Source organism: Secundilactobacillus muriivasis (assembly GCF_054785195.1).
In genome coordinates this window covers 1-24495 of record NZ_BAABMI010000028.1, presented here as the reverse complement: position 1 = coordinate 24495, position 24495 = coordinate 1, and the positions used below count along the sequence as shown (strand labels likewise).

Below are 24495 nucleotides of genomic sequence, written 5' to 3'. Positions count from 1 at the left end.
TTGGCGGCAGTTTACGCCCATAGTCGGATTGCGGATGAATTGGCCGAACAGCAGTATGTGGTGTTGCCGACTCAGATTATGCATGAGTTACCGCGATTTATGAAACGGCATCAGGCGTTGGGATAGTTGTTGAGATTTAAAACGCGCTTGGAAACCTTTTTTGGAAGGCTTTCAAGCGCGTTTTTTGATGTTTTTTTAGAGGTTAGTTCGTTGCTGTCCTCGAGACTAAACGTGTTCCACAGGGCAGAGACTTGCACCTAAGCCACTTCCAGCACAAACCCCAAAAACCGGGGTTTCTGCTGGAAGTGGCTTAGGCTCCAGTCTCTAACCGCCCTGTTCCACACTCTCTCTACTTAATCCTCAACAACCGCCTCAACCGAGCCGTCCGTTCCCCCAGCACCGTATCGGCTAACCGGGTTTTGAGTACGAAGTAGACGTACACGTAACCGGCAATGCCGACTGCTAGGATGACGATGATGAGACTGCCCACTCGAGAATCGACCGTCATGATATGGCCTAAGCCACTACTTACCAGTCGAACGATCACGTTAGCCAGCAGACACATAATCAGTGAAAAGCTCAAGATGCCGTTGGTTTTCTTTGCGATGCCCTGATAATCGACCCCGAACGCTTGGTTTAGCCAACTAACGATTAAAACGTTCGCCACAACGAAGCCAATCATCGTGGCAACCAACGGTCCAAACACGCCCATATAGTGCACACAAGGCCATTGGAGCGCTAATTTGACGATTGTTCCAACCGCAAAGTAGCGCACTGCCCGCTTATTTTGCGATACGCCTTGCATGATTGCCGAAGTCACGCTAAACAAACCCAGCATGATCGACACAAACGAAGAGAACGCCAGAACTGCAGTCGCGAGCGCTTTGTGAGACACACCGTAGAACACGATGTTCAACGGATGCGCAATAGCCGCCATCCCAAGTGCACTGGGAATCATCACAAATTCAAACAACAGCACCGCATTGGTGATCTGCTTACTTAAATCGCGCTTATCTCCCCGCGTAAAGGCCTCAGAGAGTAAGGGCACCGCCGTAATGGCCAACGCTGACGACAGCGACACCGTGATCATAATCAACTTGTTGGCGTTCACGCTAAACATCGCAAACAAATCATTAAGCACCGTTTCGTTCGTCACGCCAGTTGTGCGCATGATTTTAAAGAAGGTAAATTGATCAATCAGTTGAAAAATCGTAATGCCCGCGCCCAACACGATAAACGGTAACGCTTGTTGTAAAATTTCGTGATAGAGCTGTTTGGCCGGTACTACAATTTGATTTTCGCTATTAGCAACCAAGTTTTGAAACGTTGGCCGATTTTTAAGGTAGTACCAGACAAGGGTCAAAATCCCGGCAATTGCACCCACACACGCCGCAAAGGTCGACTGTGAGACCGCCGTGATCCAACAACTCCCATGCAACACTCGCATGATGATAAACGCCGAACCCAGCATGTACAAGACTCGGGCTAACTGCTCCACGAATTGAGAAATTGCCGAGGGCGCCATTTGTTGATATCCCTGAAAAAAGCCTCGTGATAAACTCATCACTGGAATGATCAGCACCGCCCAGGCTAACGAATGTAACACGGGAACTACTCGGGCATCGCCACCATCGAAAAGCGGTGCGCCAAAGTAAAGCAACGCCGCACAAACAATGCCTGTGATGGCAGCCAGCACAAACCCGTGCTTGTAAAGCCGGAAGCCGACCCCGTACTCGTTCATCGCGTTGTAGTGGGCAACTTGCTTGGCAATCGCGGATGGAATCCCCGCAATCGCGGCAATCAAGAAGAAACTATAGATGTTGTACCCCTTACCATAGAGCGCATTCCCCTGAAAAAAGTAACTGCCAAACCAAATGCCCCACGGGATAATGTAAATTGCCCCTAAAATTCTAGAAAAAATACTGCCGGCCGTCATCCAAGCCGACCCCCGAACCATCTGATCCTGTGCATCAGTTGTCGGGGTCAAGGTGTCATCCTTTTTAGACATCTCCGTCATTCAAAAACCCTGCTTTCGTTACGCGTCATTTAAGTCCCTATTATTTTAATCTGTTTCCAGAAGTCACGCAATCCATTTTAGCAAAGTTTAACCTTCCATTGGCCGTTAATTGACGGGGATTAGCTCAGTGTTTAATTCTTAGTTGACTGATTGAATTTGGCCACTCCCACGTGACACTTAGTTAAGAATCCCTAAAACTCCGGATTATCGCCTTAGTTTTCTAATCCACGATGGAAACTCTGTTATAATAATAGCTAATCGTTTCGAACTAAGGAGGATTATCCTTGAAAAGTAAAAAGCTACTACTGGCCGTCATTGTGACGTTGGTAGTTGGGCTGTTGATCGGGGTTCGCGTGGCACAAGTTGCCCAGCAACGCTACGTCAAGCGGCACTACCAATTTTCCAGTACGCCAACCATTTTCGTGCACGGTTGGACCGGTGGCAAGGCCTCTGAGCAACTTATGGTCGATTCTGCTGAAGACCTGCACGTTGCCAAACACAAGATGACGATCCGGGTTCGAGCGGATGGCACGTTAAAAATCAAAGGCCACCTCAACCATCGTCAAAAAAACCCAATCATTGAAGTCATTTTTAATAATAACCGGGCTGGTGAACTGCAAGATGCTGCCTGGCTAAAAACAATCATGCGCCGCTTAAAAACCGAATATGGCGTCACGCACTATAACGCCGTGGGTCACTCCATGGGTGCTTATGCGTGGACTTATTACAACATGGATGTTAGCAACCAAAAGGCCTATCCAAAGCTAAACCGGGCCGTATTGATTGCGGGGCCGTATGACGGCATCATCAATAACCACAAGCTTAATCAGCCACTGACGCTACCGTTAAGTAAGCTTTGGGATGATCATCCGAATGAGAATCGACTCCTTAAAAACGGGATGCCTAAAATCATCCGGCCAGAGTACAAGTTACTCTTAAAACTTCGTGATCGATTCCCAAAACAAGCTAAAGTGCTTAACATTTACGGTGACTTAAACGATGGGTCTCATTCGGATGGTGTCGTTACGATGCCGTCCGCCCGTTCACTCGGCTACCTATTACGTAATCGAGTTGCCGCTTATCGAGAATACCGGGTCACCGGTCCAACCGCTCAGCATAGTAAGTTACACCAACATAATTTGACCGTTAATCGTACTTTGATCAACTTCTTGTGGGGCAAATAATCGTTCAACAACCCAAGACGCGCGCTTGATGATTCCTAATTGGAATTTATCAAGCGCGCGCCTTTTAGCATCTGTTCAGTTATTGTTCAATCGCATGAAAGCCAATGTCATGTCTAAACGTATAGGCACTCGCATCAACCACCCGATCCAGTGTTTGATTAACTTGCTGCTGTGCCGTCTTCAAATCCGCTGCTTTAGCAGTTACCATCAAAACCCGGCCGCCATGGCTGACAACCTGACTGTTTTTGGTTGCCACACCCGCATAGCTAATCAGCAGTTGTGGATCATCAAACTGTGGCAATGGTCGGCCGTTCACCACTGACCGAGGATAATCCCGAGAGGCAACGACTGCACCAAGGTAGTATTGGCCCTGTTGCCATTTTGCGACTGGTGTTTCACCAGCCAACAGTCCCAAAATCAGCTCACCAAGGTCGCTTTCAAGTTGTGGCATCACAACTTGGGTTTCAGGATCACCCATCCGCACGTTAAATTCAATCACTTTGATCCCTTGAGCCGTTCGAATCAGACCAGCATATAGAAATCCTGAAAACGGCGTGCCGTTGGCAACTAAGCCCTTTAATACCGGCCGAATCACCGTATCAATGGCAACTTGTTCAATGTCTGCCGTGATTTGAGGAACTGGACTATAGGCCCCCATTCCACCGGTGTTAGGTCCCGCGTCACCATCACTCAACCGTTTATGATCTTGAGCAACCGGTAACGTCATAAATTCGGTGCCATTCACCATCGCAAACAGTGAGAATTCTTCGCCGTCGAGGTAATCTTCAATTAATAACTTTGTCTGATCACCAGCCATAAGTTGCTTAACGGCTTGCACCGCCTCCGATTGCGTTTTCGCAATGATAACCCCTTTGCCGGCGGCTAATCCATCTGCCTTGATCACTAACGGTGCCGGTTGCTGGGTGACGTAACGTAATGCTTTATCCGCATCAGTAAACTCTTGATAGGCGGCTGTTGGCACCCCACTATCAGCCATAATGCGCTTGGCGAACGTTTTAGAGGACTCTAACTGAGCCGCTGCTTGCTGCGGGCCGAACACACGTAGTTGGCGTTCTTGAAATGCGTCAACGATACCCCGAGAAAGTGGTTGTTCGGGACCAACGACCGTACAGACAACGTCTTGTTGTTCGGCAAAATCAGCCAATGCTTTGAAATCGAGTTCATCAATTTTAACCGGAATCACCCGGTCCATTTTTGCCATCATTGGATTACCGGGTGCGACGTAGACCTGTCGGGCCGCCTTTTTAGCCAAAGTTTGCGCTATTACATATTCCCGACCACCGCTACCAATCACTAACCATTTTTCCATGTCGATCCCTCTTTCATTAAATGTATGTACACGAAAACACCCAGTCTCCTAAAATGATCCCCGGTGTTTTCAAAGGTGCCTGTTTAGTGTTTGAAGTGACGGACGCCCGTGAAGACGAGGGCAATCCCATATTCGTTCGCTTTGTCGATTGATTGCTGATCCTTGATACTGCCACCAGGTTCAACAACTGCCTTGATACCGTTTTGAGCCGCAAACTCAACGCAATCATCCATTGGGAAGAATGCATCGGAAGCAACGATGGCATCCGCAAAGCCCGGTTTGTCCTTCGCTTTATCGATTGCAATCTTAACCGAATCGATTCGGTTCATCTGACCGGCACCAACCCCAAGCGTTTGGTGATCAGTTGTGACGACGATAGCGTTACTCTTCACATGTTTAACAACGGTTTGACCGAATTCTAACGCTGCTAATTGAGCCTCGGTTGGCTGAGTTTCAGAAACCACTTTAAAGTCTGAAATTGTTTCGTGAGCCGTATCCGCTTCTTGATACAGTGCCCCACCCAAAACCGTGACCGTATCCTTGTGATCTGCCTTTACTTTACCAAAGTCGAGTGTCAACAAACGCAGGTTCTTCTTCTTCGCCAAAACAGCGTAAGCATCATCATCAAAGGCTGGTGCAATGATGATTTCCAAGAACAGGGCGTGCATTTTCTCAGCGGTGGCCAAATCGACTTTCCGGTTCAAGGCGATAATCCCGCCAAAAATTGAAATTGGGTCAGATTCGTAGGCTAGATTCCATGCTGACAACAGCGAATCACTCACGCCAATGCCACACGGATTCATGTGCTTCAATGCAACTACCGCTGGTTTGTCAAAATCAGCAATCATCCGCAAAGCAGCATCCGCGTCCCGAAGGTTATTGTAAGATAATGCCTTCCCGTGTAACTGAGTCGCATTAGCCAGTGAATACGTATCTGGAATTGGTTCCTTATAGTAGGCGGCCTTTTGGTGACTGTTTTCACCATAACGCATATCTTCGACTTTTTCGTAAGTCAACGTTAACTTTTCTGGAAACTCTTCGGTGGTCATGTAACTGGCGATCAACGCATCGTAAGCAGCCGTCTGACGAAAGACTTTGGCTGATAATTCGCGGCGATATGCTTCATCCGCAGTGCCATTATCAAATTTTTCGATAAATGATGCGTAATCGGCCTGATCCGTAATGACCGTTACATCCCGGAAGTTTTTAGCAGCTGCCCGAAGCATCGATGGGCCGCCAATATCAATTTGTTCGATGGCTTCGGCATCCGTTACACCGTCCTTTTGAATCGTTTCTTTAAATGGATACAAATTAACACAGATGACATCAATTGGATCAATGTGGTGTTCCGCTAATTTCGCCATGTGTTCCGGATCGTCGCGTTTAGCCAAAATACCCGCGTGAATGCGTGGATGTAACGTTTTGACCCGGCCATCCAGCATTTCTGGAAAACCAGTTACATCTTCAACAGCAGTTGCAGCAACGCCTGCATCCAACAGCGTTTTCAGCGTACCGCCAGTGGAAATCACCTTAAAGCCACGGTCAGTTAACTGTGATGCAAATTCAACGATCCCTGTTTTATTAGAAACACTCAACAATGCTAATTTAGCCAATTAAAGCACTCCTTTTTCAATTAAATAACGAACGGTATTTGGATATAACTCGTGTTCAACAGCGTGAATCTTTGCTTCTAACGACTCAAGCGTGTCATCTTCGTCTCGATGAACGGGCGCCTGTTCGATAATTTCACCAGTGTCAACACCATCATCAACAAAGTGAATCGTGACCCCGGTTACTTTGACCCCAGCCGCATACGCATCATCGATGCCGTGACGACCTGGAAATGATGGTAATAGCGCTGGATGAATATTAATAATTTTCCGTGGAAAGGCCGCCAACAACGTTTTACCAACGATTCGCATGTACCCTGCAAGTAATAAAAAGTCGACTTTATAAGGTACTAAATCATTTAAAAGTTGCTGTTCTCGTTGAACCTTACTAACACCACGATGAACTTCGGACAGCACGACTGGAATGTTGTGCTCGGCAGCCCGCTGAACAACTCGTGCATCCGCATGATCGCAAACCACGACCGCAATCTCGATTGGTAAACTAGCGTTGATCAATGCCTCAAAGTTAGTCCCGTTACCGGAAGCAAATACCGCTGCCCGCTTAATTTGCGTATTCGACTGGTTTCTCACGCCGGTTCACCACCTTACCGATAACTTGGAATGGCGTTGTTTGTTGCGTTAACGTCGTTGTGACTTGTTCAACTTCGGTCGCTGGGGCCACTAAGACCATCCCGATACCCATGTTGAAGACTTGACGCATCTCGGCTTCCGAAATTTGCCCCTGTTCCTGTAAAAAATTAAAGATTGCTGGTACTTGCCAGCTAGTAGCATCGATTTCAGCAGTCAATTCATCCGGAATCATGCGACCTAAGTTATCTGCTAGGCCGCCACCGGTGATATTCGCCGCGGCGTGAAGTCGTCCGGCTTGCACAAGTGGATAAACACTGTGATAGTACAGCGTTGTTGGGGTCAGTAACTCGTCAATTAAGGGTTGGGTTAAGGTTGGGTACGTGTGGTTCAGATCAAGCTTCGCGTCAGCAACAATTTTCCGAACAAGTGAATATCCGTTGGAATGAATACCGCTGGATGATAAGCCAATTAGCACATCACCAGCCTTTACTTTTTTGGCGCCTAATAGGGCAGCTTTATCGGCCAAACCAACCGCGAACCCACTCAAATCATAATCGTCATTCTTGTAGATACCCGGCATCTCAGCCATTTCACCACCAATTAGGGAAAGTCCCGCTTGGCGACAGCCTTCAGCAATACCTTTGACAACTGTTGTGACCCGCTGTGGATCCAAACTACCAAGACCTAAGTAGTCTAAGAAAAATAGCGGTTTTGCCCCTTGCGCTAACACATCGTTAGCGCACATGGCGACAAGGTCGATGCCAATGGTCTCATGCTTGTTGGCCGCAATCGCTAACATCAGTTTCGTCCCAACGCCGTCCGTTCCAGAAATCAGGACAGGTTGTTGGTATTGGCCCATTAACCCGGTTAATTCATATTCAGCGCCAAAACCGCCTAATCCATGCAGGACGTTTTCGTCGTGGGTTTGATTCACAATTTCCTTAATATCTTGAACCGCTGTTTCGCCAGCATGGATGTTGACACCGGCTTCTTCGTATCGACTTGCCAACTTAATTCGCTCCTTCGTACAATCCTAATCGAGTGACTTCAGCATCAAATCCGGCTTGATAATCATAGAGTGGGGTTGGATAGTTGCCATCAAAATATGCGGTACATAGGCCATGATTGGCACTATCGTTCAACGCGCCAATCGATTCAACCAAACCATCGACACTGAGATAGGCTAATGAATCAGCCTCAATCAGGTCCCGAATCTCATCGACCGTGTTGTTGGCGCCAATCAGTTCTTTCGTTGTTTGAATATCAATGCCATAGTAACAAGGAAATTTAAGTACCGGTGATGCAATTCGAACGTGAACCGATTTAGCACCAGCGCGCTTCAGTAAGCGCACAATGTACTTACTTGTCGTTCCCCGTACGATGGAATCATCGACTAAAACAACGTCTTTGCCCGCAACCACCGATTTCACAACTGAAAGTTTCATTGAGACGCCTCGGTCACGTTTCGCTTGAGTGGGTTCAATAAAGGTTCGCGCAACGTACTGATTCTTGATCATCCCCATGTCGTAATGGATACCGCTGGCTTGGGCGTAACCAATCGCCGCTGAAAGCGAGGAGTTCGGAACGCCAATCACGACATCCGCTTTAACCGGATGCTCTTGGGCAACTTTGGCCCCCATCCGCTTCCGAGCATCATGAACGCTAATGCCACGAATAATGGAATCTGGTCGCGCAAAATAAATGTACTCCATCGAACAAATTGCCAGATGTGTATCAGTCGTAAAATGTTGAATGCTCATCCCATCATTATTCACAATGATAATTTCACCGGGTTCTACATCCCGAACGAAGGATGCGCCAACTTGATCTAAGGCACAGGTCTCACTACAGATCACAGTGCCACCATCTGGTAATTCACCAATGACAAGTGGTCGAAACCCGTTTGGATCAAGGGCAGCAATCATGGCATTGGGCGTCATCAGTAAGTATGCAAACCCACCGTGCACATGGTTAAGAGCGGCAATTAACTGACCCGCAAAACTCGGTTCGTTACTAGTTTGAATCAACTCTCCCAGTAATTCACTGTCGGAAGTAGCTTGAAAAGTGACACCCTTCGCCAGCAGTTCTTGACGAATCTGGTTGGCATTGGTGAGATTACCGTTATGGGCAAGCGCAAATTCGCCAACTTCTGGATGGTCGAATTGCATTGGTTGAATGTTTTCAACGCCGTGATTACCAGCGGTCGCATAGCGAACGTGGCCAATGGCGGCGTCACCTGTCAGTTGGTGAAGTGCTTCGGGATCACGACTGAAAACTTCGCCTAACAAGCCTAACCCACGGTGTCGGTGGAAGGTGCCTTGATCGTTACTCACGATACCCGCGCCCTCTTGCCCTCGATGTTGCAGACTATGCAAGCCATCGTAGGTAAGTTGGGCAGCGTTGGGACTCCCCCAAACACCGAATAACCCACATTCTTCATTGAGGCCTTTTACTTCATTAAACAATCCAACGCACCTCCGTACGTAGCTTTCAAAGCTGCCACATCAGCCACTAACTGCCCATCTGCCGTCTGGATGTTGAGTTCTGGTTGACTGGTGGTTGTACCTAAACGAGTTGCTTGTTCGCCAGCTAATTGTTCAAATGCAGCTTGGTTGGCCGGTGCGACACTGACCACGAAACGAGACTGCGTTTCAGCAAATAATTGGCGGTTAAGCAACGTTGTTGTCCCGGTTAAACCAAGTGTTTGACCAAAGAGCGATTCTGCAAGCGCAACACCGAGACCACCTTCACTCAAGTCGTGCGCACTATTCAGCAAGCCGCGCTTGATGGCTTGTTGAACCAACGTTTGATGAGCAGCTTCCGTTGCAAGATCAAAGTTAAGTGCACCAGATAAGTCACCAACTTGCATCTTTTGCAACTCGGAACCACTGAAATCATCACCAGTTTCACCAATGACGTAAACCAAATCACCAGCTTGTTTAAAGTCTTGGGTCGTAATTTGATCAATATCTTCAATTAAGCCCACCATCCCAATCATTGGGGTTGGGTAAATGGCTTGACCATCAGTTTCGTTATACATTGACACATTCCCGGAAATAACTGGCGTATCAAATTGTTGGCAGGCGTTGGCAATCCCTTGAACGGATTGATCTAATTCCCAGATACTTTCAGGATCATCGGGACTCCCGAAGTTTAAGCAGTCGGTAATTCCGATTGGAATGCCACCACTAGCAACGATGTTTCGAGCGGCTTCACTAACAGCAATTTGACCGCCAACGTATGGATCGAGGTAAATGTAGCGACCATTACAATCAGTTGTCATGGCAAGCGCCTTACGCGTATGCCGAACCCGAACAACTGCCGCATCGCTCCCAGGAGTAACTGCCGTGTTCGCTTGCACTTGTGAATCATACTGCCGGAACACAGACTGCTTTGATGCAATCGTTGGTTGAGCCAACAAAGCAGTTAAGGTTGCTTGAGGATCAGAAATTTCCGGTACAAATGCTGTCACCGGCTTTAACAACCGCTTTGGCTTTTCACTAGGTTGTTCGTGTTCAACCACGTCATCAACTAAGGTGGTCACTGGAACATCGGTCACGAGTTCACCATGTTGATACAGGCGATACTGACGATCTTCCGTCACGTGGCCAACGACCACAGCGTCAAGTTCGTAGCGATCGAAGATGTCAAGAACCGTTTGTTCCTCACCCTTTTTCACGCAAAGCAACATCCGCTCTTGCGATTCAGACAACATGATTTCGTAAGCACTCATTCCAGTTTCACGTTGTGGGACCTTGTCCAGATCCATGGTGACCCCAAACTTAGCTTTGGCCGCCATTTCAGCGGAAGATGAGACTAACCCAGCGGCACCCATGTCTTGAATACCCATTAAGATGTCAGAGTGATCGTGGATAATCTCTAGACAAGCATCCGTTAACAATTTTTCCATAAACGGATCACCAACTTGAACGGCAGAACGATCAGCTTCTTTTTCTTCACTAAATTCGTTAGAGGCAAAAGTGGCACCGTGAATACCATCACGACCAGTTTTGGCACCAACGTAGATGATGCTGTTGCCAGAACCAGTTGCCCGGCCCTTCTTTAAATCTGCTTGGTCCATCAGGCCAACGCACATCACGTTAACCAGTGGATTACCGTGATACACATCGTCAAACGCAATCTCACCACCAACGGTTGGAATCCCAATACAGTTCCCATAAGCCGCGATACCGGAGACGATTTCGCTTAACAAGTAGCGGTTCTTAGGATCCGTTAGTTCACCGAAGCGAAGACTATCTAACGAAGCGATTGGCTTGGCACCCATTGAGAAAATATCGCGAATGATGCCGCCAACACCGGTAGCGGCGCCTTCATAGGGTTCCACAAAACTTGGGTGATTATGACTCTCTGCTTTAAAAACGACCGCTTGACCATCGCCAATATCCAAAACGCCGGCGCCTTCGCCCGGCCCTTGGATCACACGACTACCGTCATTCCAGAACTTACGTAGGAATGGTTTCGAATTCTTGTACGAACAGTGTTCACTCCACATCACCGCAAACAAGCCGGTTTCAGTATAGTTTGGTAAGCGACCTAGTAATTTATCCGCAATGTAGTCGTACTCTTGTTCTGATAATCCCCATGCTTCGTATGGCTTTTGTTCCCGAATTTGTTCTGGCGTTGGTTCCGTTCGTAATTGTTGCATTAATTTACACCGTCCTTGCATTTGCTTGTCGAAGAGATTCAAAGACGCCCAGGCCATCACGACCACCTAAAATAGCTTCTACCGCACGTTCAGGGTGTGGCATCATACCGAGTACGTTACCCGCTTCGTTGGTGATTCCGGCAATGTCAGCGACACTCCCATTAGGGTTAGCACCGTACGTGAATGCGATTTGATGATTGGCTTTTAATTGGGCTAACATTGCATCATCACAATAGTAGTTTCCTTCGCCGTGCGCGATTGGTAACGTAATTTGGGCACCAGCTTCGAACTGGTTGGTAAAGGCCGTTTGGTTATTTTCAACGATCAGTGGTTCTGGTTCACAAATAAACTGCATGTTGCGGTTATGTTGGAGGGTGCCGGGAAGCAGGCCAGCTTCGGTTAAAATCTGGAACCCGTTGCAAATGCCCAATACTGGAAATCCCTCGGCAGCTAATCGTTTCACTTCCGTCATGACCGGCGCAAATTTAGCAATCGCGCCCGTTCGGAGATAATCACCGTATGAGAAACCGCCTGGTACCAAAACGGCGTCGAACCCGCTTAAATCGGTTGCCGTATGGGGAACGATGGTTGCCTCTTCGTGTAGCGCATCAACGATGGCGTAGTACAAATCTTCATCACAGTTTGATCCAGGAAAGCTCACCACTGCAAATTTCATTGATTAGCCAACTCCTTTACATCATAACGGTAGGTTTCCATGTTGGGATTGGCTAAAAGTCGATCACAAATGGCTTCAATCTCAGTTTCGGCATCCGCAGCTGAATCAGCGGACAAGGTGACTTCAAAGTATTTTCCTTGAGTCACAGCCGTTACGGTGTCAAAATCTAACCGGTGCATGGCGTCTTTAATCGCAACCCCTTGTGGGTCAAGAATCGAGGGCTTGTAAGTGACGTGAATTTGGGCAAGATACATTTGAAAAACCTCCTATTGAACGGCCGTTTGTAAACGTGCGAGAACGGTACGATAACCAGTCATAACGTCGCCGGTATGTTTCCGGAAAACGTCCTTATCCAATGAATCATGAGTCTTGGCATCAACTAATCGACATGAATCAGGTGAAATTTCATCACCGAGAATTAAGTTGCCATCAGCATCAAAGCCAAATTCAAGTTTAAAGTCGACTAACGTAATCCCGGCTTTATCAAATAACGCCTGAAGTGCATCGTTAACTTTAAGCGCTTGTTCCCGGACTAACTTAAGTTGATCCTTAGTGGCAATTTTGAGGGCGTGAATCTGAGAATCGTTGATAAATGGATCATCTAGTCGATCACTCTTATAAAAGAATTCTTGAACAGGTTCGTCAAAGCTTGCTAAATATTCTGTATCAAATTTTCGTTGGAAACTACCTGAAGCGCGATTTCGAATCACAACTTCTAGTGGCAACATCGTCATCTTTTTCACTAATTGATCACTCTCAGATAACTGTTTAATGAAGTGGGTTGGAATCCCCTGTTGACCAAGATAATTGTAGATTAAACAATCAATTTGGTTGTTGACGATACCCTTATCATCAACGTGTTCTTTCCGCTTACCGTTTAGTGCAGTTGCTTGGTTCAAATAATGTACCCGAATCACATTTTCATCGTCTGTTTCAAATAACTGCTTTGCTTTACCTTCATTAATCAATGTTGCCAATCTCTTCAGATCCCTTCTGATTATCTCATTATCTAAACTGATTCACAGATGCTAACAACGATTCAATGTTACTACCGGTAACGGTGATATGCCCCATCTTTCGGCCAGGTCGAATCTCAGCTTTCCCGTAGTCGTGCAGGTGCCATTCTGGATGTTGCGCCCAATCATCACGACCAGCCACCAACGCGTCACCAAGTAAGTTCACCATGACGGCTGGCTCAAACTGCTTAATCGCTGGAATCGGTAAGCCGCAAATACTACGGATATGTGCATCAAACTGAGAAACGTTGCAAGCCTCAATTGAATAGTGCCCTGAGTTATGTGGCCGTGGTGCCAATTCGTTGATCATGAGGCGGCCATCATCTAGCTCAAAAAGTTCGATGCCTAACACCCCTCGAAGTTGCAATGCTTCAGCTGTTTGACGCGCAATTTGATCCGCCGCCTGACGAACCGAATCATCAATTCGAGCTGGGACAATGCTGGTATGAAGAATGTGGTGTTGATGAATGTTTTCACTCACCGGAAATGTGATGACGTGATCTCGTCCATCTCGAGTCACCATGACGGAAAGTTCTTTAACGAACGACTGTCGTAATTCATAAATCCACTCGGTTTGATTAATTTCAGCTTCAATCTTAGCCCAATCGGTTTTGTCATTGATGTCGAATTGACCGTGGCCATCATAACCACCTTCAACCGTCTTGAGTAAGCCAGGTTGCCCGATGTCGTTAATGGCCGCTTGTAAGTCGGCCATTGATTTAACGGAAGCGTATGGGGTAACCGGTAGTTGATGTTGTCGGCAAAACTCTTTTTCTCGAAGTCGATGACTGGTGATTGCGAGCAACTCAATTCCCTGCGGAATCTGAGTTAACTCAGCGACCTGACTCAAACTAGCTTGATCGACGTTTTCAAATTCGTAAGTCAACACATCGCTTCGACGTGCTAGTTCGGTTAATGCTGCTTGATCATCGTAATCAGCGGTGAGTTGAAAATCAGCGACTTGCCCAGCCGGTGCGTTAGGTGTTGGATCCAACACCCCGACTTGATAGCCCATCGCCTTAGCGGATAGTGCCATCATCTGACCCAGCTGTCCGCCGCCGATAATGCCAATTGTTGATGGCGGCAAAATGGGTTTAGTGTAATTGCGCATTACTCTCAATGGCCTCCTCTGTCTGTCGCTTGCGGTAGGCCTGTAATTGTTGATCGACGTCTGAATCTTGAAGTGCAATGATTTCTGCGGCAAATAACGCGGCGTTCTTAGCACCCGCGTTGCCAATCGCCATTGTCCCAACTGGCACACCCGCCGGCATCTGAACGATTGAGAGCAACGAATCCATCCCGTTTAATGCGTGGGATTGAACGGGCACCCCGATAACGGGAACCGTTGTATTGGCTGCTAACATTCCTGGCAGATGAGCTGCCCCACCAGCAGCCGCAATGATCGTCTGATATTGTTCGGCTTTTGCAGATTCACCAAACTGTTGAAGTTCCTGTGGCATTCGGTGAGCAGAAATAACGTGAGTATCGTAACTAACATGTAATTCGGTAAGCAAATCAGCCGTCTGTTTGACAGTCGGCCAATCAGAAATTGATCCCATTACAAGCGCAACTTGCATCTTCAAAATCTCCTTCGCTTTTAGTACCCCTAGCGTACCAACTCAATTTAAAACTGTCAATACAAATCTCGAACTATTTTACCAATGATATATTCATCGTTCGGTTTTAGTGAAACGTTTTATCAATTATTTCTAATTGGTGTCGCGTCGTTTTACAGCTTGGTTTGTTTGGCTAATCAGTCTGTTGTTTGTGTCCAGCGTAAGTGTTGGGTGCGCTTTGGGTGTTGGCTGTTTGTCATCGCTTCGCTCGCCAAAGCCGCAGGAAAACCGGCGCTCTCGGGCTACAAAATTCGGCGTCGCTTAAACTGTAATTTCCGGGACTCCTGAAGTGACTGGAGCTTGTCAACCACGCGCTTTCTGGCCACCACGCCGAATGGCCAGATAGGCTTCTGACTTCGTCGAGTCGTGCTGCGCGAGACTGAGAGCTGCCTGCAAGGCGACAGCAACAAAAAAACGCCGACAGCAACAGCCATCGACGTTTTCCGATTTCATAGATTCAATTAAAAACTATTTGCCAACAACAATGTTGACGATCTTCTTAGGCACAACAATGACCTTCTTAAGTTCATGCCCTTCGGTGTAAGTCTTAACAACTTCATCCGCCAAAGCAGCTTCCTTAATCATGTCTTGTTCAGCATCCGCAGCCACAGTGACGTGCGCCCGAACTTTCCCGTTCACTTGGACAGCCAGTTCGACTTCGTCCACAACAAGCTTGGATTCGTCGTAAGTTGGCCACTTAGCGTAGGTGATGGTCTTATCGTGACCCATCAAAGCCCAGAGTTCTTCCGTAATGTGTGGTGCGATTGGTGACAGCATCTTCACTAAGCCTTCCATGTAAACCAATGGTAAGCTATCGGCCTTAAAGGCTTCGTTAACAAAGACCATCATTTGTGAGATGGCAACGTTAAAGCGAAGCGCCTGCATATCTTCGGTAACGGTCTTAACGGTTTGGTTGTAGATCAAGTCTAACTTACCGTCGTTGATCGTCGTTACTCGATCACGCAAGTGGTTGTTATCATCGATAATCAAGCGCCATACCCGATCCAACCAACGGTGGGCACCGGCAATTCCTTCAGTACTCCAAGGCTTGGCAGCATCCAATGGCCCCATGAACATTTCGTAGACCCGCAAGGTATCGGCACCATACTGATCGACAATTTCGTCAGGGTTGATAACGTTCCCCTTTGACTTGGACATCTTTTCGTGGTTAGTCCCCAAAATCATCCCTTGGTTAACTAGCTTTTGGAATGGTTCTTTGGTAGGTACAACCCCGATATCGTACAAGAACTTGTGCCAGAACCGAGCGTATAACAAATGCAAAACGGCATGTTCCGCACCACCAACGTACAAGTCAACGGGCATCCAGTATTTCAACTTCTCTGGGTCTGCTACAGCCTTGTCGTTGTGTGGATCCACGTAACGCAAGAAGTACCATGAGCTCCCAGCCCATTGTGGCATGGTGTTAGTTTCACGCTTCCCTTTACGACCGTTTTCGTCAACCACGTTGACCCAGTCGTCTAGGTTAGCTAATGGACTTTCACCAGTTCCAGATGGTTCCAATTGCTTGGCCTTAGGCAGGCGCAATGGCAATTCATCTTCAGGAATTAATGTGGTTTCGCCATCTTCCCAATGGATCACTGGAATTGGTTCACCCCAGTACCGTTGCCGTGAGAAGATCCAGTCACGCAAGCGGTAGTTGACCTTCTTGTGACCAGCATCGTGTTCTTCCAACCAATCAATAGCGGCATCAATGGCAGTTGCTTTATCCATACCGTTCAAGAAGCCAGAGTTCACGTGTGGGCCATCTTCAGTGAAGGCTGCTTCGTCAACGTTACCGCCTTCGATGACTTGCTTGATTGGCAAATCAAACTTTTTAGCAAATTCGTAGTCCCGGTCATCATGCGCTGGCACAGCCATGATTGCCCCAGTCCCGTATGAGGCTAAGACGTAGTCGCCGATCCAGATTGGCAGTTTTTCACCGTTGATTGGGTTGATACCGTAAGCACCGGTAAATACCCCAGTCTTATCCTTGTTCAAGTCAGTCCGTTCAAGGTCGGAACGACTCTCGATTGCCTTCTTGTAGGCGGCTACTTCGTCAGCGTGTTCTGGCGTCGTAATTTGGTCAACAAGGTCGTGCTCTGGCGCCAAGACCATGTATGAGGCACCAAACAACGTGTCAGGACGAGTCGTGTAAACTTCGACCTGCTTGTCTTCTTGACCCGCAACCTTAAAGAATACACTGGCACCAGTTGAACGACCGATCCAGTTACGTTGTTGTTCCTTAATGCTTTCAGGCCAATCAAGGTCATCCAAGTCATCGATCAAGCGGTCAGCGTAAGCCGTGATCCGCAAAACCCATTGGCGCATTGGTACCCGGTATACGGGGTACCCACCACGTTCAGTCTTACCATCGATAACTTCTTCGTTAGCCACAACGGTCCCGCCCATAAAGTCAGGGGCCCAGTTAACCATGATCTTGTCTTCGTAAGCTAACCCACGCTTGTAAAGTTGTTCGAAGATCCATTGGGTCCACTTGTAATAAGTTGGGTCAGTTGTGTTAATTTCACGATCCCAATCGTATGAGAAGCCCAGTGAGCGAATCTGACGTTTGAAGTTCTTCACGTTTTGGGCAGTGAAGTCCTTTGGGTTATGACCGGTCTTCAGCGCATATTGTTCTGCAGGTAAACCAAAGGCATCCCAGCCCATTGGGTGCAAAACGTTAAAGCCTTGCATCCGTTTCATCCGCGCAACAATGTCCGTTGCAGTATAACCTTCAGGGTGTCCAACGTGTAACCCCTGTCCTGATGGATATGGGAACATATCTAGTGCATAAAACTTAGGTTTTGCACTGTCATCAGCCGTTTTAAAGGTTTTATTTTCTTTCCAATAGTGTTGCCATTTGCGTTCAATAATACTGTGATTATAAGCCAAACCAACACGCTCCCTTTCTGAATTAAAACTATCTGAAAACTAAAAAAGCCTACAAGAAACCACTCAGTTTCTTGTAGGACGGAATATCCGCGGTACCACCTAACATTCCCGTACAACACGGGCGCTTTGTTATGCCATAACGCGGCATTCGCGTTTTAACTTACTTTGATTCAGTTAAAAAAACTCCGAGACGAGTTCGACGTCTTTCCCGGCGAATTCACAGCAACCATTCGCTTTCTTAACGGGGTAAAACATCTATTAGTCCTCATCAGTCCTTAATAGATTCGAATGTCTTTATGCTACCAAACGTTGACCGAAATTGCAATAGGTCTCAGATTAAACTCAGATTCATTCTGAAGTTTAACCAAGTGGTTCTTTCGGCAACATAATGATTTGATTACTGCCATCATCATACGCCCACAAAGCCGCCGGATAATCCGAGCTTGCGGGGAATGGCGTATCAAAACTGGCCACCACTTCGTTACCTTGTAAAAAGTCAAACCGCAAGCGGCCATCGTTCGTTACGAGGTTAAATCCAATGATTTCGTCTAATCGAAACATTCCTTTTAAATTATTATCAATAATATACCAGACCTGGTCGATGATTTCACCTGGCAACGCACTTACGATGCCGAAGCTAGCAAATCTAGGACGACTACTTTCAAACACATTGATCGTCTCACTTTCCTGTTAGATATCGTAATGCTTAGTATATCGCACTTCAGCACATTGCGCTGGCTTTCGGCTCAAAAAGTTAGTCAATTGCCTTAGGGTGTGACCGATCAAGACCATTGATGACGTAAGCTAATAAAATTAAACCGACGCCGATGATGAAAATCCAGTGCAGGCCACTGTATAAAATCTCTCGCAATGGCGCTAACAGTTTAGCTGGTAGTTCCGTGGCGGTTTGCGGATTGATCAGTTTATTCATCATGTCAAGCGTTGTCCCAGCATGCCGAGTCACGCCACGCACCATTTGAACGTTCATGACGATCCCAAATACCGCAATCATGACAGTCTGGCCAAGTGTTCGACTTAAGGTATTTAACGATGTAGCAACCCCAACATCCTTGGGTTCGACTTGACTTTGAACCGTCACGGTCGTAGTTGTGATCGTAATCCCAAAGCCAGTCCCACAAATTGCGGCAATCAGGAAAAACCACGCAAACGGGGTCGATTCTGGAACAAGCGCCATTGCTAGTCCGCCGACTAAGATGAAGCTTAAACTCAATTCAATGATTCGCTTTGGCGTTGTGACGAGTAGCAGTTTCCCGGCAACGAACGACCCCACGATCCACATCAGCGAGCTGGGCGTAATTGCAAACCCAGCCAGTGAGGCTGGTAAGCCAAGTAACCCCTGCGTCCAAGTTGGGAGGTAAACTTCAAAGCCCATCAAAAAACCGCTAATAAGCGCAGCTACTAAGTTTTGGGTAACGAAGGTTCGCTGTTTAAACAGCCCTAGCGGAATAATTGGGTTCACCGTTCGACCTTCGTGACGGATAAATAGGCCAAAACCGCCAATTGACACTAAGAAACTCACGATTAAAATTGGCCAATTAAGTTGGGTTTCACCCATGACTTGAAACCCGTACATCAACGCCAGGAGACCAACAGAAAGTAATAAACTTCCTAAAAGGTCCAGTGGTTGATGACTCGTTCGCTTGGTTTCCTTCAAACAAACGCCAATCATGACCATTGCCAATAGCCCCACCGGAATATTGATAAAAAAGATCCAGTGCCAAGTCAGTTGGTCAACGATAAAGCCCCCTAACAACGGGGCAACGATTGACGCAATTCCCCAGGCCGATCCATTAAAGCCCATCACCCGCGCTCGTTTTTCAAACGGATAGATATCGGCAATGATCGTAAACGAAATTGGCATGATGGAGCCAGCACCGATACCTTGAACTGCGCGCCAAATAATAAGTTCGGTCATATTCTGTGCCAGTCCAGATAACGTCGAGCCGATAATAAAAATCGCCAAACCAGTTAAAAACAGGCGCTTTCGGCCGAACATGTCGGATAGTTTGCCGTAAATCGGGGTCGCAATCGCGTTTGTCAGCAAAAAGATGGAGAATACCCAGTTCATCAGTACGACACCGTGAAGATCCCCCACAATTGTTGGCATTGCGGTTGACACGATTGTCCCCTCAATGGCAGACATAAACGTCGCAATAAAAATGGCAATTGTTACCAGCGGCACATTGGTTGTATTTGACTTCATTTTCTATTCCTCGCTTTGCGTTGGCCCGCACCCCCAACGCAGATTGAGAGCCAATTGCTCCCGCCACAAAAATAACGACCAGCTATAAAAGTTGATCGTTATGCTTAAATCAAATTTAATTCAATAATTACCGGTTCAAGGCTGAAGTTAACTCATCAACCTTGTCCGTGTGTTCCCAAGGTAAGTCGATATCAGTCCGACCAAAATGCCCGTAAGCAGCGGTTTGTTTGTAAATTGGCCGCTTCAAATCAAGCATCTGAATAATCCCAGCTGGACGTAGATCGAAGACCTTGCGAACTGCCGCCGTTAAATCACTTTCAGCAACATCACTGGTACCAAACGTGTTAACGGAAACTGAAACGGGTTGCGCAACCCCGATTGCGTAGGCCAGTTGCACTTCAACTTGGTGTGCTAATCCGGCAGCAACGATGTTTTTGGCAATGTAGCGAGCTGCGTAACTTGCGGAACGGTCAACCTTAGTGGCATCCTTCCCAGAGAAGGCCCCACCACCATGGTGCGCATAACCACCATAGGTATCAACGATGACCTTCCGACCAGTCAAACCAGCGTCCCCTTGAGGACCCCCGATGACAAATCGGCCAGTTGGGTTGATCAAGTAACGCGTCTGATCATCTAATAAATCAGCTGGAATAACTGGTTTAATGACCTGAGCAATCACGTCTTTGCGAATTTGATCCAACGTTGCCCGTTCGGCATGTTGGGTACTAATCACAATCGTATCAACGCGTTGTGGCTTACCCGCATCATCGTATTCGACCGTCACTTCAGCCTTAGCATCTGGGCCGAGGTAGTCGAGGATGTTTTCCTTACGCACCTTAGCGATTCGACGCATCAACTGGTGTGAAAGTGAAATTGCTAGTGGCATCAGTTCTGGCGTTTCGTCAATGGCGTAGCCGAACATCAACCCTTGGTCACCGGCACCGATTTGATCCAGTGGATCCGTATCGCCTTCGCGGTTTTCCAAGGCTTCATCGACCCCTTGCGCAATATCAGGTGATTGTTCGTCAATTGCGACAAGAACGGCACAGTTGTCACCGTCAAACCCGTACTTACCATCCGTGTAACCAATTTCCTTAATGGTTTCACGAACAACGTGTTGAATATCCACGTAAGCACTGGTCGAAATTTCACCAAATACTAAAACTAACCCGGTCGTGACTGATGTTTCACAGGCAACCCGAGCATCCGGATCCTGTGCCAACATGGCATCTAAGATAGCATCGCTAATTTGATCAGCGATTTTGTCTGGATGACCCTCTGAGACAGATTCCGACGTAAACAAATGTTTCTCTTGCATAAAAAATTCCCCCAATTCGTTTTTCGGTTACAAGGCATCTTCACTAGAGCTAGTGAATCCTATCGGGAATGAAGACTCATAACTTTACTAGTCTATCACAATTTTGAGTAATTTGACATGGCAAGGTCATTTTTCGTTGACCCGCCCAAGAAAAATGTTTACGATTAAGCTATTACTAAAAAGGAACTAAAACCTATGCTAACTAACTTAGAAACCGCTATCGTCCGTCACCGCCAAGTGTTACAAGCATTATTTTTTGGTATCTGTGACACCATTGGTCTTTTCAGCTATGTCCGTGCGACATCCTTTCAAGCGTACCGGACACCTCAATTAGGGCCAGTTATCTTGCTTTATTTAACAACAACGCTTCTATTAAGTTGTTTATTTTTAATTCTGAGTCCGCAGTACCGTAAAAGTTTAACCACGAAACTCTGTCTGGCCGCAACGGTGATTATGATCCTCGTTTCAGCCACCATTTCAGATGGGTTGGTAACGATATTAAATATTGCGTTCATCCTCATTTTGGGTCTGATGTGGTACTTTCCTCAAATTCTAGCCAATGAGTGGGGCACGTTTGCAACTTCAATGTTGCTCGCTGGAATTGCCGCCAGTTATTTCACGTTGACGCATGACTACCTATCAACCACCCTACTCATTACATTATTGCTGCCATTATTCCTACTCAACTTCTTTTTAACAAGCCCGACTCAGTTACAACGACTATGGTTTCCGCTAGTGTTACTTGTTTTGAGTGTTGGCACATTGCTCCTTCGTCACCAGTCGTGGCTTAGTAGCGTTGTTACCATTTTACTCATGGTAATCTGGTTAGCCGTCAGTCGTCGCTTACGACCCTCAACTGCTAGAAATTTGACGACCGGCGCAATTCTCACCCTAGTCATTCTCTTAATTTGTCACTAAACTAAGTACAATTAATTTGACTAAACTCAAAATTTCAGACAATTCTCATTAAAAGTTTCTAAAGTCTCCTTAGATTCAGCGTTCTAACTTCATTATTGACGTATGATATGTTTATCATAACCTGAACTAGGAGGCGTTTCATTTTGGCAAATATTAAAGTTGTTGGCGACATTCGCTTTGGTAACTATCAGCCCTCACTAACTGGTAACCCAGTTGTTGACAGTGCCCTCGTTGCTAACTTCTGTGACCGACTTGCAAGTTGGCTAGCAACTCACCATATTAAATCAACGGTGAGTCCAGAACACGCATTTCAGCTCAGTGATGTGCCAACTACCGATGACCTTTACGTCGTTGATAACCAAATCTTAAAAGCATTTGATAAGCAACAGACGCAACAGTCAAACGTGCTAGGTGTTAATCATCAAGATCTGCTTCATGCTAATCCAACAGCAATTTATCATCAGATTCTGGATACGTTGCAACATTAAAGACCGGTTCAAAACAGTCGTTTTGAAACCGGTCTTTTTGAATTACACAAATCGATTCGGAAAGACAACGCAATTTAATTTAGGCCGCAGCAGTGGATGTAATGCAGTCGCCAAATGTTTCGTAAAGCGATTTTGATCCATTTTTTCAGTACCAACATAGCCTCTAAAAAATTTAGGTTTAAATTTATGGTTTTGAATTGTAAAACCACGATACGTTTGCCATGAGGTACCATGATAATTAACAGTTACCCCGGCAGTCCCGTTTCGAATTCGTAGTCGACTAACTTGCTTCAATTGTTCATTACGAACCTCAATTTTCGCACCGGTTGTGTCGTCCGTAATTTGTAATATGATTTCGAGTTGATTGTCCGGCTTTAAAAATCGACGACTATTTTCTAGTAAATTAAGATAAGTCGTCATCAGTTCCGCCAGTGTCGGTTCACTGAACAGCATTGATCATAACCTCCTATTATTAATTCCCATGTTTTCCCTTAATATACCTAATTAATAACTTCACAACTTGATTGTACGCAAAGTATATCACGGTTTATTGGTATAGACAACTTAAAAAACAATAAAAAAAGAACCCGAATTTAACTTCGAGTTCTCACAATTCTATTATACCGGAGGTGGGGTTCGAACCCACACGTCCTCAACGGACACTGGATTTTGAGTCCAGCGCGTCTGCCAGTTCCGCCACTCCGGCATGTTTAATTTAATAATATTTGCCAATCCCTTAACGGGAAAGGCGGTAATCGGATTCGAACCGACGATGAAGGTTTTGCAGACCTCTGCCTTACCACTTGGCTATACCGCCACCATATCTGATGCACTGGGCTCCCCAACTGGGTTAGCTGGATTCGAACCAGCGCATGACGAAGTCAAAGTCCGTTGCCTTACCACTTGGCTATAACCCAATCATCAAGGGCGGTATGTGGGACTCGAACCCACGCGTGCCGGAACCACAATCCGGTGTGTTAACCAAACTTCACCAATACCGCCATCATATTATTAAACAGGGATAGCAGGAGTTGAACCCGCACTAGCGGTTTTGGAGACCGATGTACTACCATTATACTATATCCCTATGGTGGTTGGGAGTGGATTCGAACCACCGAACCCGAAGGAGCGGATTTACAGTCCGCCGCGTTTAGCCAGACTTCGCTACCCAACCATAATGGCGCGGGACGGAATCGAACCGCCGACACACGGAGCTTCAATCCGTTGCTCTACCAACTGAGCTACCGAGCCATATGTTGCATCATGTTAATATTCAATTAACAACGGTCCGTACGAGACTCGAACTCGTGATCTCCTGCGTGACAGGCAGGCGTCCTAACCAGCTAGACCAACGGACCATCAATGGAGGATACAGGGCTCGAACCTGTGACCCTCTGCTTGTAAGGCAGACGCTCTCCCAACTGAGCTAATCCTCCAAGATGATAAGGTGTTATTAAATTTTGATCTTAACGACCAAATGACCCGTATGGGACTCGAACCCATGTTACCGCCGTGAAAGGGCGGTGTCTTAACCGCTTGACCAACGGGTCATATAAAAGTTGTTGAACGGAGAGTGAGGGATTCGAACCCTCGAAACAGGCTTTTACCCGTTTACACCATTTCCAGTGGTGCTCCTTCGGCCAGCTCGGACAACTCTCCAATTAATCTCCGACAGATGAACGCGTCATCAACGGCAGTCTGATTAACATTCAGTTGCCCCAACAACAGAGCTTGTCGGATGAAACATGATTCGCGTGGCAACGTCCTACCCTTGCAGGGGGCGATCCCCCAACTACTCTCGGCGTGCTGAAGCTTAACTTCTGTGTTCGGCATGGGAACAGGTGTATCCTTCAGGCTATCGCCACCACACTATTGAGAACTGGTGCTCTCAAAACTAGCTAATATCAATTTTCTTACCGATGAACACCACTTACGTGGTTAAGTCCTCG

20 protein-coding genes, 11 tRNA genes, 1 rRNA gene, 1 pseudogene, 1 riboswitch and 1 other annotated feature are annotated in these 24495 nt (G+C 46.8%); of the genes and pseudogenes, 4 read left to right on the top strand and 29 right to left on the bottom strand.

What is annotated here, in order from left to right:
• Nucleotides 1-126, top strand: a pseudogene (locus ACYVR3_RS07705) (NAD(P)H-hydrate dehydratase); the annotation flags it as partial.
• Nucleotides 127-349: 223 nt separating this feature from the next.
• Here the strand turns inward: ACYVR3_RS07705 and ACYVR3_RS07700 are convergent.
• On the bottom strand, nucleotides 350-2017 hold the full coding sequence (locus ACYVR3_RS07700) for a putative polysaccharide biosynthesis protein (RefSeq protein WP_461243765.1): 1668 nt from the start codon (nucleotides 2015-2017) through the stop codon (nucleotides 350-352).
• 284 nt (nucleotides 2018-2301) lie between these two features.
• Here ACYVR3_RS07700 and ACYVR3_RS07695 point away from each other — a divergent pair, with 284 nt between their 5' ends.
• Nucleotides 2302-3201, top strand: a complete 900-nt coding sequence (locus ACYVR3_RS07695) for an alpha/beta hydrolase (RefSeq protein WP_461243764.1) — start codon at nucleotides 2302-2304, stop codon at nucleotides 3199-3201.
• A 79-nt stretch (nucleotides 3202-3280) separates the two neighbouring features.
• Here the strand turns inward: ACYVR3_RS07695 and purD are convergent, their stop codons facing one another.
• From purD to metK, 15 genes are all read right to left on the bottom strand, one after another.
• The gene (purD, locus tag ACYVR3_RS07690) at nucleotides 3281-4531 is read right to left on the bottom strand and encodes a phosphoribosylamine--glycine ligase (protein WP_461243763.1); all 1251 of its coding nucleotides are present in this window, start codon (nucleotides 4529-4531) and stop codon (nucleotides 3281-3283) included.
• A gap of 83 nt (nucleotides 4532-4614) precedes the next feature.
• On the bottom strand, nucleotides 4615-6144 hold the full coding sequence (purH, locus tag ACYVR3_RS07685) for a bifunctional phosphoribosylaminoimidazolecarboxamide formyltransferase/IMP cyclohydrolase (protein ID WP_461243762.1): 1530 nt from the start codon (nucleotides 6142-6144) through the stop codon (nucleotides 4615-4617).
• Entirely contained in the window at nucleotides 6145-6708 is a 564-nt protein-coding gene (gene purN / locus ACYVR3_RS07680; protein WP_461243766.1) for a phosphoribosylglycinamide formyltransferase, read from the bottom strand.
• A complete protein-coding gene (gene purM, locus ACYVR3_RS07675) occupies nucleotides 6704-7741 on the bottom strand; it encodes a phosphoribosylformylglycinamidine cyclo-ligase (protein ID WP_461243761.1) in 1038 nt (345 codons plus the stop codon). The genes purN and purM overlap by 5 nt, the downstream gene beginning before the upstream one ends.
• Before the next feature lies 1 nt (nucleotide 7742).
• The gene (purF, locus tag ACYVR3_RS07670; RefSeq protein WP_461243760.1) at nucleotides 7743-9197 is read right to left on the bottom strand and encodes an amidophosphoribosyltransferase; all 1455 of its coding nucleotides are present in this window, start codon (nucleotides 9195-9197) and stop codon (nucleotides 7743-7745) included.
• Entirely contained in the window at nucleotides 9182-11398 is a 2217-nt protein-coding gene (gene purL / locus ACYVR3_RS07665; RefSeq protein ID WP_461243759.1) for a phosphoribosylformylglycinamidine synthase subunit PurL, read from the bottom strand. Before purL ends, purF begins: the two co-directional genes overlap by 16 nt.
• 4 nt (nucleotides 11399-11402) lie before the next feature.
• Complete coding sequence (gene purQ, locus ACYVR3_RS07660; protein ID WP_461243758.1) at nucleotides 11403-12074, bottom strand: phosphoribosylformylglycinamidine synthase subunit PurQ; 672 nt, start codon at nucleotides 12072-12074, stop codon at nucleotides 11403-11405.
• Entirely contained in the window at nucleotides 12071-12328 is a 258-nt protein-coding gene (gene purS, locus ACYVR3_RS07655) for a phosphoribosylformylglycinamidine synthase subunit PurS (protein ID WP_461243757.1), read from the bottom strand. The genes purQ and purS overlap by 4 nt, the downstream gene beginning before the upstream one ends.
• A 12-nt stretch (nucleotides 12329-12340) precedes the next feature.
• Nucleotides 12341-13051, bottom strand: a complete 711-nt coding sequence (gene purC / locus ACYVR3_RS07650) for a phosphoribosylaminoimidazolesuccinocarboxamide synthase (RefSeq protein WP_461243756.1) — start codon at nucleotides 13049-13051, stop codon at nucleotides 12341-12343.
• A gap of 28 nt (nucleotides 13052-13079) precedes the next feature.
• Nucleotides 13080-14201: a 5-(carboxyamino)imidazole ribonucleotide synthase gene (gene purK / locus ACYVR3_RS07645; protein WP_461243755.1), complete on the bottom strand. Its 1122-nt coding sequence runs from the start codon at nucleotides 14199-14201 to the stop codon at nucleotides 13080-13082.
• On the bottom strand, nucleotides 14185-14667 hold the full coding sequence (gene purE / locus ACYVR3_RS07640; RefSeq protein ID WP_054737061.1) for a 5-(carboxyamino)imidazole ribonucleotide mutase: 483 nt from the start codon (nucleotides 14665-14667) through the stop codon (nucleotides 14185-14187). The genes purK and purE overlap by 17 nt, the downstream gene beginning before the upstream one ends.
• Nucleotides 14668-15174: 507 nt before the next feature.
• On the bottom strand, nucleotides 15175-17598 hold the full coding sequence (gene leuS / locus ACYVR3_RS07635; RefSeq protein WP_461243754.1) for a leucine--tRNA ligase: 2424 nt from the start codon (nucleotides 17596-17598) through the stop codon (nucleotides 15175-15177).
• Between the two features lie 71 nt (nucleotides 17599-17669).
• Nucleotides 17670-17877, bottom strand: a binding site (T-box leader).
• An 81-nt stretch (nucleotides 17878-17958) separates the two neighbouring features.
• The gene (locus ACYVR3_RS07630) at nucleotides 17959-18267 is read right to left on the bottom strand and encodes a DUF960 domain-containing protein (RefSeq protein WP_082405168.1); all 309 of its coding nucleotides are present in this window, start codon (nucleotides 18265-18267) and stop codon (nucleotides 17959-17961) included.
• A gap of 85 nt (nucleotides 18268-18352) precedes the next feature.
• Nucleotides 18353-19822, bottom strand: coding sequence for an MDR family MFS transporter (locus ACYVR3_RS07625; RefSeq protein ID WP_461243753.1), 1470 nt, complete (start codon nucleotides 19820-19822; stop codon nucleotides 18353-18355).
• A 127-nt stretch (nucleotides 19823-19949) separates the two neighbouring features.
• Nucleotides 19950-21140, bottom strand: a complete 1191-nt coding sequence (gene metK / locus ACYVR3_RS07620; protein WP_461243752.1) for a methionine adenosyltransferase — start codon at nucleotides 21138-21140, stop codon at nucleotides 19950-19952.
• Nucleotides 21138-21227, bottom strand: a riboswitch (SMK box riboswitch). It overlaps the preceding gene by 3 nt.
• A gap of 108 nt (nucleotides 21228-21335) precedes the next feature.
• On the opposite strand from metK, the gene ACYVR3_RS07615 reads away from it, so the two are divergent.
• Nucleotides 21336-22058, top strand: coding sequence for a hypothetical protein (locus ACYVR3_RS07615; RefSeq protein WP_461243751.1), 723 nt, complete (start codon nucleotides 21336-21338; stop codon nucleotides 22056-22058).
• Between the two features lie 143 nt (nucleotides 22059-22201).
• A complete protein-coding gene (locus tag ACYVR3_RS07610; RefSeq protein WP_461243750.1) occupies nucleotides 22202-22546 on the top strand; it encodes a hypothetical protein in 345 nt (114 codons plus the stop codon).
• 42 nt (nucleotides 22547-22588) lie between these two features.
• Here the strand turns inward: ACYVR3_RS07610 and ACYVR3_RS07605 are convergent, their stop codons facing one another.
• The 13 genes from ACYVR3_RS07605 to rrf form a co-directional block, all read right to left on the bottom strand.
• Nucleotides 22589-22999, bottom strand: coding sequence for a hypothetical protein (locus ACYVR3_RS07605; RefSeq protein WP_461243749.1), 411 nt, complete (start codon nucleotides 22997-22999; stop codon nucleotides 22589-22591).
• 168 nt (nucleotides 23000-23167) lie between these two features.
• A tRNA-Leu gene (locus ACYVR3_RS07600) sits at nucleotides 23168-23252 on the bottom strand.
• A 40-nt stretch (nucleotides 23253-23292) separates the two neighbouring features.
• Nucleotides 23293-23363, bottom strand: a tRNA-Cys gene (locus ACYVR3_RS07595).
• Between the two features lie 28 nt (nucleotides 23364-23391).
• Nucleotides 23392-23463, bottom strand: a tRNA-Gln gene (locus ACYVR3_RS07590).
• A 9-nt stretch (nucleotides 23464-23472) separates the two neighbouring features.
• Nucleotides 23473-23547: transfer RNA gene (locus tag ACYVR3_RS07585), tRNA-His, on the bottom strand.
• Nucleotides 23548-23562: 15 nt separating this feature from the next.
• A tRNA-Trp gene (locus ACYVR3_RS07580) sits at nucleotides 23563-23633 on the bottom strand.
• Nucleotide 23634: 1 nt separating this feature from the next.
• Nucleotides 23635-23720 (bottom strand) — tRNA-Tyr (locus ACYVR3_RS07575).
• 4 nt (nucleotides 23721-23724) lie between these two features.
• Nucleotides 23725-23797: transfer RNA gene (locus ACYVR3_RS07570), tRNA-Phe, on the bottom strand.
• Between the two features lie 33 nt (nucleotides 23798-23830).
• Nucleotides 23831-23904 (bottom strand) — tRNA-Asp (locus tag ACYVR3_RS07565).
• A 5-nt stretch (nucleotides 23905-23909) separates the two neighbouring features.
• Nucleotides 23910-23982 (bottom strand) — tRNA-Val (locus ACYVR3_RS07560).
• 42 nt (nucleotides 23983-24024) lie between these two features.
• Nucleotides 24025-24096 (bottom strand) — tRNA-Glu (locus ACYVR3_RS07555).
• A gap of 17 nt (nucleotides 24097-24113) precedes the next feature.
• Nucleotides 24114-24205, bottom strand: a tRNA-Ser gene (locus ACYVR3_RS07550).
• A gap of 93 nt (nucleotides 24206-24298) precedes the next feature.
• A 5S ribosomal RNA gene (gene rrf / locus ACYVR3_RS07545) occupies nucleotides 24299-24415 on the bottom strand.
• Between the last annotated feature and the right edge of the window lie 80 nt (nucleotides 24416-24495).

Excerpts from the sequence above, each read along its gene's own strand:
- ACYVR3_RS07700 (WP_461243765.1), bottom strand. The coding sequence starts at position 2,017 with ATGACGGAGATGTCTAAAAAGGATGACACCTTGACCCCGACAACTGAT.
- purD (WP_461243763.1), bottom strand. The coding sequence starts at position 4,531 with ATGGAAAAATGGTTAGTGATTGGTAGCGGTGGTCGGGAATATGTAATA.
- purL (WP_461243759.1), bottom strand. The coding sequence starts at position 11,398 with ATGCAACAATTACGAACGGAACCAACGCCAGAACAAATTCGGGAACAA.
- purQ (WP_461243758.1), bottom strand. The coding sequence starts at position 12,074 with ATGAAATTTGCAGTGGTGAGCTTTCCTGGATCAAACTGTGATGAAGAT.
- purS (WP_461243757.1), bottom strand. The coding sequence starts at position 12,328 with ATGTATCTTGCCCAAATTCACGTCACTTACAAGCCCTCGATTCTTGAC.
- purK (WP_461243755.1), bottom strand. The coding sequence starts at position 14,201 with ATGCGCAATTACACTAAACCCATTTTGCCGCCATCAACAATTGGCATT.
- purE (WP_054737061.1), bottom strand. The coding sequence starts at position 14,667 with ATGCAAGTTGCGCTTGTAATGGGATCAATTTCTGATTGGCCGACTGTC.
- ACYVR3_RS07625 (WP_461243753.1), bottom strand. The coding sequence starts at position 19,822 with ATGAAGTCAAATACAACCAATGTGCCGCTGGTAACAATTGCCATTTTT.
- metK (WP_461243752.1), bottom strand. The coding sequence starts at position 21,140 with ATGCAAGAGAAACATTTGTTTACGTCGGAATCTGTCTCAGAGGGTCAT.
- ACYVR3_RS07615 (WP_461243751.1), top strand. The coding sequence starts at position 21,336 with ATGCTAACTAACTTAGAAACCGCTATCGTCCGTCACCGCCAAGTGTTA.
- ACYVR3_RS07605 (WP_461243749.1), bottom strand. The coding sequence starts at position 22,999 with ATGCTGTTCAGTGAACCGACACTGGCGGAACTGATGACGACTTATCTT.